Origin of the sequence: Sporotomaculum syntrophicum (assembly GCF_009932395.1) — a bacterium.
Taxonomy (GTDB): domain Bacteria; phylum Bacillota; class Desulfotomaculia; order Desulfotomaculales; family Desulfallaceae; genus Sporotomaculum; species Sporotomaculum syntrophicum.
The window spans coordinates 35,711-46,149 of sequence record NZ_LSRS01000003.1 but is presented as its reverse complement, the minus strand read 5'-3'; the positions used below and the strand labels follow the sequence as shown (position 1 = coordinate 46,149).

The following is a 10,439-nucleotide window of genomic DNA, read 5'->3' as shown; positions in this document are numbered from 1 at the left end:
TTCAATAACCATTGCAAACAGAGCTCGTAACTTTGCAGCCATAGAGTACCCATTAGGCCCTAAAGAACTTTTCTCAAAGTTATCAATAATGGGGCTAAGATCGAGGGTATGAAAAATCTTTTCTAACCGGGTTTCCGGTTGCAGTTTCATAATTTCGTCAAAGGAAAACAGGCACTGTTGTTGAATATACAAGTAACTTCACCTCTGGTTTTTGTCGTTTGTTATTAGGTGCTACTTGTAATATTCGGCAAAACAAGGGGTGAAGTCCTTTTTTGTGGCCTTGAAACCCTTGATTCTATTGGCTTATGGATTATGCAAAACACTTATTTGGATGTCAACTCTGTAACTGCGAAAATTATGGGCCTGGCCAAGCACGAAATTGTAGGCAAAAAAGTCACGGATTTTTATCCTGATATTGAAACAGAATGGTTCATCAAATATGGGGAAATTGTAAAAACAGGTAAATTTGAAACATTTGAGCTGTTCGATGTATCTACCGGCTGTTGGTATAATGTTCTGGCATTACCCCTTGGCGATCAAGACAGATTTGCCATTATGGCTACTGATATTACTAAGCGGAAGGAGATGGAGGTAGAACTCCGAAAAAGTAAAGAACGCCAAGCTTTTCAGCTCAAGCTCAGCGATATGCTGCGGCCGCTTTCAGACGCCAAAGAAATTAAACGGACAGCGGCGCAGGTTGTCTGCGAGCATCTTGGCGTTGACCGGGTTCTGTACAATGAGATTACCGACAACGGCAGTACGATCCATATTGAAGATAGCTATGTACCTTGCGGCGCCAGGAAGATAACAGGAGATTTTCCGGTTAGCAGTTTTGGAGCAGCCATGGATGTATTACGCCGTGGAGAACCCCTGATTGTAGAAGGCCAAACCACGACCCCGCTAAAGCAACCGCCCGCAAGAGAAGCGGGCACAAGTCCCGGCGTTTATGCAAGTATGACTGTTCCGCTAATTAAAGAAGGTCGCTGGGTTGCGAATTTCGGTGTCCTGCAAAGCAGCCCGCGGAAGTGGACAGATTATGAACTGGCTATTTTAAAGGACGCCGCGCAGCGGACATGGAAAGCAGTGGAACGGGCGAAAACCGAGCAGGCGCTGCGCGCATCGGAGGAGAAATTCCGTGGCTTTATCGAGACGGCCGGGGAAGGCATCGTCGAGTGTGACGCCGAAGGTCGCATAGTCTTTGTCAATCAACAAACGGTGGATATGCTGGGCTACACCCAAGATGAACTCCTGGGCCGGTTTAGCTGGGATTACGTTGCTGAGGACCAGGTTGAACAGTCCCGGGCAGACCGCAAGAGACTCAACGCCGGCCATAATATAGCCCGCGAATATAAATTGCGTCATAAAGACGGCAGCCTTGTCTGGACACAGTGCAACACAACCCCGCTCTATGACGCCCGTGGCCAATACCAGGGCAGCCTGACCATGCATGCGGATATCAGCGAGCGCAAGCAAATGGAAGAGGATAAACAGCGTTTGTTGAACGCCGTCCGTATGGAAAGAGACAGTTTATCTGCGCTCGTTAATAATATACCCGACGAGGTATGGTTTGTTGATAGCAGCGGGAAAATAACCATGACCAACCAATCAGTTCAGGAAGCATTCGGTGCCAGCTACCTGGGGATTAATATGGTGGAAGTAGCAGCCTCCCTGGAAATTTATCGTGCTGACGGCAGTCCTCGCCCCTTGGATGAATGTTTCACATTGCGGGCCCTCAAAGGGGAAAAAGTCGTGAACCTGGTAGAGATTATCCGCACGCCCGTTGATAACGAGTTGAAATACCGCCAGAGCAACGCTGCCCCGGTACGCGATGTTAACGGCACCATCATCGGAGCGGTAAGCATTGCCCGCGATATCACGGAGCTGAAGCAGGCCGAGCAGGGATACGCCATGAGCCGCCTGGACAAGATCAGCACCTCGTATGTTAACAATAGTGATTTACCTGCTATTCTGGGCGATATCCTCGAGCTGGCCATTGACTTTACCGGCGCGGATATGGGCAATATCCAGTTACTGGAGGCTGAATCCGGCTCGCTCAGGATCATGGCATACCGGGGTTTTAAACAACCTTTTCTGGATTACTTCGCCGTTGTGGAGCAGGAAACCGGTTGCAGTGGGACGGCTCTGCAGCGTGGTGAGCGGGTGATCGTGGAGGATGTCACCCGCAGTCCCATCTTTGCCGGTACGCCTGCCCTGGAGGTAATGCTACAGGCGGGAGCGCGGGCAGTTCAGTCAACCCCGCTGATCAGCCGCTCCGGCATAATAGTGGGGATGCTCTCCACCTACCTCCGCTCACCTCACAGGCCGAAGGAACAAGACCTGCAGCTGGTGGACCTGCTGGCCCACCAGGCCGCCGACCTGATTGAGCGGATGAGAGCGGAAGAAGCCCTGCGCCATTCGGAAGAGCGTTTTAGCAAGATATTTAATAACAACCCGGATATAATTGTTATCATCGACATGGCCACTGATAGGTTTGTGGATATCAACCCCAAATACACCGAGGTGCTGGGTTATACCCGTGCCGAGGTGCTCGGCCGCACTCCACTGGAATTGGGTTGCATCACGGATGAGCAGCAGTATGAGCAACGCAAGCAAGAAATTCATCAATCAGGTTTTTTAAAGAATCATGAAACAGTGCTGCGATCTAAAGCCGGGCAGTTAATCAATGTGCTGTTTGCCATCGAGGTTGTCGAAATAGACGGCCGGCAGCAAAGGATCTCCATAGCCAAAGACGTAACCAAGGAGAAAATGATGGAAGCCGAGATGGCCCGTCTGGACCGGCTCAGCTTGATCGGCGAAATGGCGGCCGGCATCGGTCACGAGATCAGGAACCCGTTAACGGCGGTGCGGGGTTTCCTGCAGCTGCTGGGCAAGAAACCACAGTACGCCGGTGACCGGGCCTATTTTGACCTGATGATAGAAGAAGTGGACCAGGCGAACGGGATCATCACCGAATACCTGAACATGGACAGCGATAAGCCCGTTAACTTGCAGCCGCACCTTTTGGACCAGGTGGTCCGGGCACTGCTGCCCGTGATCATGTCGGAAGCCAATCTCAGGGAGATGGATGTCAAGCTGGACCTGAACAGCCCGCCTGAAGCAGCCGTCGATGTGAATGAGATCCGGCAGCTGATTTTAAACATGTCCCGCAACGCCATGGACGCCATGTCACCCCGGGGCACGCTGACCATCGGCACCAGGCAGGAAGCCGGCGAGGTGATTCTGTATCTTAAAGATGAAGGAACCGGGCTGCCGCCCGAGATTATCGACCGGCTGGGCACCCCCTTTCTCACCACCAAAGACCACGGCACCGGCCTGGGTCTGGCCGTCTGCTACAGTATCGCCGCCCGTCACAACGCCCGGATCGACTACGAGACCGGTACTGAGGGGACGACTTTTTGCCTGCACTTCCCCGTTGCGTCAGAACAGCGCCCGCCCGGCATGGAATAAAATGGTCGTGGGGGTGCGCATAAATGAGCCGGGCGGATTTTCAAGCCCGGATCAAGAAAAATAGAAATCGTCAACAAAGTGTTGACCGACAGCCGGGCACAATCTATTTGGGTGAGCCTGGAAGATACTGAACCGGCCAGCGACAACCTGCTGGTAGTAATGTCAATTAAAAAAGTGCTTTATTAACGGTTTGTCGTTCTACGTTAAGGTTACGGCTGATTTTACGTATTGAACAGCCTTCAATAAAGTGCTTTTTCTGATATACTCAATATCGACCATTTCGAGCATGTCTTTTCCTCCTGTATGTTGGTGTCTCAGCAACTTCAATCATACAGGATTGGGCTCTCGCGGTGGTCAACTTTTATGTTAGCACTACTATGCTGGAGCTGCGCCGGTTTTGCCCCAGCGAAACCGTAGACATGGTGTTTAAATCAGTCCAGCCGGACCTGTTTGCATTGGCGGCAAAGCGTCGGCCAGATATAACCCGGCCCGGCGGCGCCGCAAACCTGGAGGACGGGGAGGATAACGAAGAGCTGGTGACCTTTACTTAGGAAGATGCCGGCCAACCGGCAGCCGGGAAAGTAGTGCGGGAATTTAACCTGACTTGCTTGACGTGAGTCTGCCCAGTAATTGGGGACATTTCGTGTAAAGGTGTGTCCCCTGACCGCTTAAGCGGGAGTACAACGCCAGTTAAGTTATGCCTTTGCAGCTCTGAAATTCGGGGGAGTTTAATTAACCAAGTTAATAACTCCTAAACTTGAGGAAAAAGGAATTAAAGAAAGAAGGCTATGTGCCGATAGATACCAGAACTGACTTTACCGATGTTTTACACGAAGCGTTCAGTTTTCGCACAGACTACGAAATCGTTACTTTAAAGCATATAAAAAGATCTTTAAGCTAACGAAAACTAGATAACATTACGCTTTTTTTTACGAATAAAAAAGCCTGAATCCCACTATTTTCAAGGGATTTCAGGCTTTTTGTCTCCTTTAAGTGTCAAAGACAGGAGTATAACTTTTTTTTGCTTGAATAGGTCACTTTTGTATGATAACTTTAATTTGGCCGAAAGAATTTTCGGCCTTTTTTTGTTGGGCGGCGGGGATTCGGCCCCCCGCCGTCCATTACTAAACTAATGAGGGAGAGGTGAACTAAATGGCAGTTGAAAAAGTACCCAGCGGCACAACTTTGCGCCTGCAGTTTCAAACCGGGCTGGACGGCGACGGAGATCCCGTTTATCGTACCAAGAGCCTGAGCAACGTTAAAACCACCGCTTTAGACCAGGACATTTACGATGTAGCCCAGGCCCTGGTCGCACTGCAGGAGTACAGCTTAACGGCGGTGCTTCGTGTGGACAGCGCTGTATTGGAAGAAGAAATCTAGCCGCTTAATTAAAGGCTTTCCGGCTCCCGGCCGGCCGGATAAAGCATGGATTAATCAATTAAGCCGGGGAAAGGAGGCGCTTTAAAATGGCAGCAAAACAAACTTTGCAGATGAGCTTTGTCAACGCGGCGGGCACCAGGACCACCATTTCGCTGGACAACCCCAAAGATACCCTGACCCAGGCCGAAGTGACCGCCGCGATGGATCAGATTATCGCCAAAAACATTTTCAATACCGCCGGCGGCGATCTGGTGTCCAAATACAGCGCGCAAATTATCGACACCACAACCACTGTGCTTTATGAAGCCTAGAGACTACCGGAGAAGCGGGACCTGCGACACCGGGGACGATTCCTCCTTGTCGCAGCCCTGTAACTTTCGGCTTTTCCTCGAACGCGCGACAGCAGACCCGACCTGCACATTGCATCAAATTATTAAGTTCGGACCACCAAATAGTAAACCGGCTATAAGTAGAAGCCGGAAAGCTTGCCAGTAAGTTACCGGCTTTAAGTTAAATAACTCCGGTATTGTTGTATTCCAAAGATATTGCAGCAAAAGAGAACCTAAAAAAAGGAAACCCGCGGCAAGAAATATTAATCCCCAAAAGTACAAAATACTGTTTAGATCCATGCCGGACAACTCCTTTATTTACTTTAACCTTAACTTCTTCAGTGTTATCGCAAACCCTTCTTCTTAAGGGTAATATTGCCAACGCGAACGAGCTAACCGAGACCAACTTGCCCAACCAACTAACCAAGGAGGTGAAGCCTGCTGGAGGAGATCATGCAACTGGCCGCTAATTACGGGTTTCCCATGGCAGTGGCAGGCTACCTGCTGGTGCGGCTGGAACCGCTGATCAGGGATCTGGAAAAGTCCATCACCCTGCTGACCATGGTCGTGGCCAGGCAGTCCAATATAGATGTGGAGCAAATGCAGCAAATTGTAGAGTGCGGCCGGGCACGTTACCCATAACCTATTTCATGCCGCTTGTATCTTGAATGATTTGTATTTTAAATGAAGTGAAAGGAATGACTATATAAATGCAAACAGGTGCTAAAGGAGCCAGCGTACAAAAACTGCAGCAGCAGCTGGCCGCTGCCGGCTTCGACCCCGGTCCGGCGGACGGTGACTTCGGACCTCGCACCCGCCGCGCAGTTGAGCAGCTGCAGCAATGCTGCGGGCTTAAGCCCGACGGCGTGGCCGGCCCGCAGACCCTGGCGGCACTGGCCCTGCTGCTGCCCCACCAGCCTCAACCGGGTCGCCGGCTCGGCCCCCATTTTGCTGAAACAGAATTCGCCTGCCGCTGCTGCGGTCTGGTGCGGGTGAACCCGCGCCTGGTTCACCTGCTGGAGCAGCTGCGGGAACAGCTGGGCGGCAAGCCGGTGGTGATTAACTCCGCTTACCGCTGCGCCGCGCACAACCGTGCAGTGGGCGGCGCCAGGCAAAGCCAGCACCTGCCGGGCAATGCGGCGGATATCGCAGTAACTGGTGCAGCCCCGGGTGAAGTGGCAGCAGCCGCTGAAAAGATAGGCTTTGCCGGGGTGGGAAGGTATGCCGGTTTTACGCATGTTGACGTGCGGGCCGGGGGGAAGGCGCGTTGGGTGTGTACATAATGCCATTACCTTAATTTACCTTGGTGAGGGATAACTTTATCATCACAAGTTTCACAACTGTAATTTACTTTTTTTGAAGCGTCCTTAAAATTGCCAGCTTCAACGCCTTATGCAAATAGCTTTATGAAAACGGAATTAAGGAAATATTAATAGGACGCTTCCACTTAATAAGGATGTTCTGAAGGCAATTAAAGATTACCTTGCGATTAGACCAGCCAGTGACATTGACTTACTATTAATAGGGCAGCGTGGAGCCTTGAAACGAAATGCGATTAACTTAATCCTTAAAAAATATGGGCAAAGGGTAGTAGTTGAAGTATCGGCTCATATGTGCCGCCATAGCCTAAGTTATAACATTGTGAAGCAAAATGTTCCTATTGCTACAATACAGCAAATTCTCGGCCACGATTTCATCCAGACCACAAATATATATACCCCACAACTGAGCAAGATAAGTTAGATGCCTTGAAGCCTTAGAGTGGTAAGCAAACCCACTCTTTTTTAATGCACCTTTTCTAAATGGGGGGGTGCTTCCATTTGTGCAAATTAACACGTCAGCAAATGGTGCGAAAATTTTTGTGGTAATTTTGTAGGAGAAATAATATATTTGTCCATGGGGGTAGTTAAATATGGAGCAAATTTATCATTATAAATCATTTGTTAGGAAAAAAGACATAGTGTTCAAGGGGGACATTGAAAATAATTATAGATATCTATTAAGAATACCATTACAGAACGAAGGGAAGAAAGTTTTAGTAATAATGAAGAACCCAAGTAAGGCTAATAAGGAATTTTCTGATCTTACTATTGACAGAGTTTTAACATTTTGCAATAGTGAGGGCTATTCCGAAGTTAATATAATAAACTTGTATTCGTATTATTCAACGGATTCTGGCAAGATTCGGGGTATGATAGAAGATGGCCAGGAACATATAGCTATCGGAACAGAAAATAATGAAATTATTAAAAGTTTAGTCAATGAGGTAGATGAAGTTATTGTAGCTTGGGGCAGTAATACATTTGGGTTGACAAGGCAGTACAAAAGTAGAATCAAGCAGGTTATTAATATCATTAAAGGAAAGAACCTTTTTTATGTTCAAAATTGCGCCGGCAAAGGCTGGTACCCTAGACATGCACAGGTTTGGAGTGTAAACAGTGGAATAAAGAAGTATGTTTGGAACCCACCAGTATAATAATGTAAAGAAGATACTTATAAGATCTCGGAACAACTAAACCCAGACCATCATCGCCAAAACCTCTTGCTAATAGAATACCTGAATAAATACTTCTTTCCGAACAAGATAGAACAACTGGTCAAGGAGTTTTAATTTTCAGAACTTCGCATGTTGACGTGCGGGCAGGGGGGAAGGCGCGTTGGGTGGGGTGATTTAGAGCCAACAGTTAGATGAGTATTTCATACTTTAATTATGCCGTGTAAGCAAGGCTCCATCATTACTACGGGTGTTGCATATGTAGCCAAAATAAAGTAACTGATGTTGTGAAAACCAGGTAAATACCTGGTTTCTGTTGTTTATGATAAACTGTTAGTACATTGAGGTTGTGGTGTTGAAGCAGCCCAGTAGCGTCTGTCGCTCAAGACAATTGGTGCTCTGGTTTAACGGTGCCTGGAAGGGTTGTTAAGTTTCCTTTATCCAGTCAACTGGCCAGGAACAAACGATATAAGTACCAGCTTTATATCTTTTACAGAATGTATTACCGGTGGATATGTTCCCCCAGACGGGGCACGTTGAGACGGTAGTATTGATAACAAGGGCTGAGAAGTGAGTGTACCGAAAACCCTTATATATCAAGGCTTTTAGCACATATGGGTATAAAACCCACTGAGTAAAATCATGAAAATATCGCTTCGTGGAAACAAGTCCATAAGAGCGGTTTTTGATAGTCAAGTGGTCAGGTTAGATGTCAGTGCTTGGCGAGTGGTCAGGTTAGATGTCAGCGTTCGTGAGTGGTCGGGTTAGATGTTTTTTCGGAGTTTTTTGAGGTTGTGTGGTCAGGTTGGATGTTTGACAAACATTGCGGAAACTAAAAATAAGGAGGCCAATTATGAACGAAAAGTTTACACTATTTTTAAACGAGGTTCCGCCGAATCTTCAGGAGTTTGTTCTTGAATTAGACGATTATCTTTTGGGGAAAGAGTGCAAGAGAAAGATTGAACCTGCAAAGAACGGATATGTTACCACATATATGCTTCCGGGCTCAGGGAAATCATTATTGAATTATGTTTTTAGGAAAACAGGCATAAAGATAAGGATTTATGCCGCAGGTATAAGTGCCTATGATGCTATCTTGAATGATTTCCCAGATAAAATGAAAAAGGAAATCATTAAATCAGGTGATTGTAAAAAGCTGGTGGGCGGTACCTGTTCGCCTATATGTTCGGCAGGATATACCTTTATAATGGACGGAGTGGAATACAAGAAATGCAGAAGTATGGCTTTTCTGCATAAGATAGACGATGAAAGTGCTGATTATATTCTTAAGCTAATAAAATCAGAATTGGAAAAGGTGTGATTGTAAAAAAAGCGCACCAGATGAAAGGAGTAGTATTGGCATGGATAATATGAAAATAATTAAACATTTTTATGAATATATCACTTCAAACAACTTGATTGATGAACTTTCTGATTACATTGCAGATAACTGTATTGTAAGAATAGGTGAAAGAATTATTCCGGTAGGTATAGAGGGTATGAAACAACATATGATTGAAGTTCGGAAAACTTACCCAGATTTGAAAATGAAAATTATTCGCCAATACACTGACGGCGATACAGTAATCTCAGAATTTATTATGGAGGGTACACATCTGGGTGAGTGGCTGGGCATGAAGCCCACTGGCAAAAAGCTGCGGATGACAGGTGTTGATATTGATAAGCTGATTGATGGAAAGATTGTTGAGCATGGCGGGGCAGTAAATACATTTGAAGCTCTGTTTGAAGAAGGAATCATTAAGCCGGCATAATTATGATTATATTTGAGCAGTAAAATGGGATACTGCTGATACTATGCTGAAAACAGAATTGGGGAGTTTATTGGCATGAAAAGTACGGAACAAATGCTCAGAAATCCTGATATCGCACCGTCAAGTGATGTTATTGCAAAGGCACTTGGAGAAGCGAACAACGCCTATATAAAGTTTATCAACGAAATTGCAAGCCACGATATTCAAATAGATTGGCGTTACTACAACGACGGAAAGGCGTGGTTGGCAAAGGGACTTTTCAAGTGGAGGGGCGTTCGAGGCGGTCAAAATGAAACAACTATTTTTTGGCTATCGATTTGGGACGGCTTTTTCAAGGTGACTATTTATATTCCCGAAAAAGCCCGTGCAGAGGTATTGAGTCTTCCGCTTGACAGTGAGGTTAAGCTAATGATATCGGATTCACAACAAATGGGAAAACTGAAATACTTTCCTATTGTTTTTGACTTGTGTTCGGACGAAATATTTGAGGCAGTTTTCTTGCTGGCTGATTTCAGGAAAAGCATAAAATAGGCGGTGAATATATGGAGATTAAAAAATACAGCAAAGCCGATGAATCCTTACTTTTTGACTTACTTGTTGATGAGGGAGATGAGTGGAGTGATTACCATGGGGTAGTCGGCCGTGATAAGTATATTAAAGCACTTGAATCGAGCATAATTTATATAGCTTGCGATGAAACGCTTGTGTGCGGTTATGCGCGCTGTCGGGAAGATGATAGTTTTGGTGTTTATATATATGATTTGCTCGTAAGAAAAACACATCGGGGAAGGCAAATTGGAAAAAGCCTAATGGAACGGGTATGCCAAGACTTTCCGGATCAACCCGTCTATGTTATGAGCGATATCGATCTATATTACGAAAAACTTGGATATCGTAGAGAGGGTTCAATATTTGGAGTTAAAGCTAAATGAATTAAGGCACACCAGACAATGTTGTTTATTGAAGCGAATAATTTAAATTTGAACGGAGGGTTTT

General features: G+C 46.5%; 12 protein-coding genes and 1 pseudogene. 12 read left to right on the top strand and 1 reads right to left on the bottom strand.

What is annotated here, in order from left to right:
• Positions 1–192: pseudogene (locus SPSYN_RS15855) on the bottom strand (IS5/IS1182 family transposase); the annotation flags it as partial.
• A 120-nt stretch (positions 193–312) separates the two neighbouring features.
• On the opposite strand from SPSYN_RS15855, the gene SPSYN_RS05340 reads away from it, so the two are divergent.
• The 12 genes from SPSYN_RS05340 (at position 313) to SPSYN_RS05285 (ending at position 10,375) form a co-directional block, all read left to right on the top strand.
• Entirely contained in the window at positions 313–3,468 is a 3,156-nt protein-coding gene (locus tag SPSYN_RS05340; RefSeq protein WP_161821480.1) for a PAS domain S-box protein, read from the top strand.
• Positions 3,469–3,818: 350 nt separating this feature from the next.
• On the top strand, positions 3,819–4,019 hold the full coding sequence (locus SPSYN_RS05335) for a hypothetical protein (protein WP_161821479.1): 201 nt from the start codon (positions 3,819–3,821) through the stop codon (positions 4,017–4,019).
• A 601-nt stretch (positions 4,020–4,620) separates the two neighbouring features.
• Positions 4,621–4,848 (top strand): DUF1659 domain-containing protein, encoded by a 228-nt coding sequence (locus tag SPSYN_RS05330; protein ID WP_161821478.1) that lies wholly within the window; start codon positions 4,621–4,623, stop codon positions 4,846–4,848.
• Positions 4,849–4,934: 86 nt separating this feature from the next.
• On the top strand, positions 4,935–5,159 hold the full coding sequence (locus SPSYN_RS05325) for a DUF2922 domain-containing protein (RefSeq protein ID WP_161821477.1): 225 nt from the start codon (positions 4,935–4,937) through the stop codon (positions 5,157–5,159).
• A gap of 471 nt (positions 5,160–5,630) precedes the next feature.
• On the top strand, positions 5,631–5,819 hold the full coding sequence (locus SPSYN_RS05320) for a YvrJ family protein (RefSeq protein ID WP_341478853.1): 189 nt from the start codon (positions 5,631–5,633) through the stop codon (positions 5,817–5,819).
• Between the two features lie 68 nt (positions 5,820–5,887).
• Positions 5,888–6,460, top strand: coding sequence for a D-Ala-D-Ala carboxypeptidase family metallohydrolase (locus tag SPSYN_RS05315; RefSeq protein WP_161821476.1), 573 nt, complete (start codon positions 5,888–5,890; stop codon positions 6,458–6,460).
• Positions 6,461–6,605: 145 nt separating this feature from the next.
• Positions 6,606–6,920, top strand: a complete 315-nt coding sequence (locus SPSYN_RS05310; RefSeq protein ID WP_161822199.1) for a tyrosine-type recombinase/integrase — start codon at positions 6,606–6,608, stop codon at positions 6,918–6,920.
• A gap of 169 nt (positions 6,921–7,089) precedes the next feature.
• A complete protein-coding gene (locus SPSYN_RS05305) occupies positions 7,090–7,653 on the top strand; it encodes a DUF1643 domain-containing protein (RefSeq protein WP_161821475.1) in 564 nt (187 codons plus the stop codon).
• 871 nt (positions 7,654–8,524) lie between these two features.
• Positions 8,525–8,992, top strand: coding sequence for a hypothetical protein (locus SPSYN_RS05300; RefSeq protein WP_161821474.1), 468 nt, complete (start codon positions 8,525–8,527; stop codon positions 8,990–8,992).
• A 40-nt stretch (positions 8,993–9,032) separates the two neighbouring features.
• Positions 9,033–9,443, top strand: a complete 411-nt coding sequence (locus tag SPSYN_RS05295) for an ester cyclase (protein WP_161821473.1) — start codon at positions 9,033–9,035, stop codon at positions 9,441–9,443.
• Between the two features lie 75 nt (positions 9,444–9,518).
• Positions 9,519–9,974, top strand: coding sequence for a DUF3788 family protein (locus SPSYN_RS05290; RefSeq protein WP_161821472.1), 456 nt, complete (start codon positions 9,519–9,521; stop codon positions 9,972–9,974).
• Between the two features lie 11 nt (positions 9,975–9,985).
• Entirely contained in the window at positions 9,986–10,375 is a 390-nt protein-coding gene (locus SPSYN_RS05285) for a GNAT family N-acetyltransferase (protein ID WP_161821471.1), read from the top strand.
• The last annotated feature ends 64 nt before the right edge of the window (positions 10,376–10,439 follow it).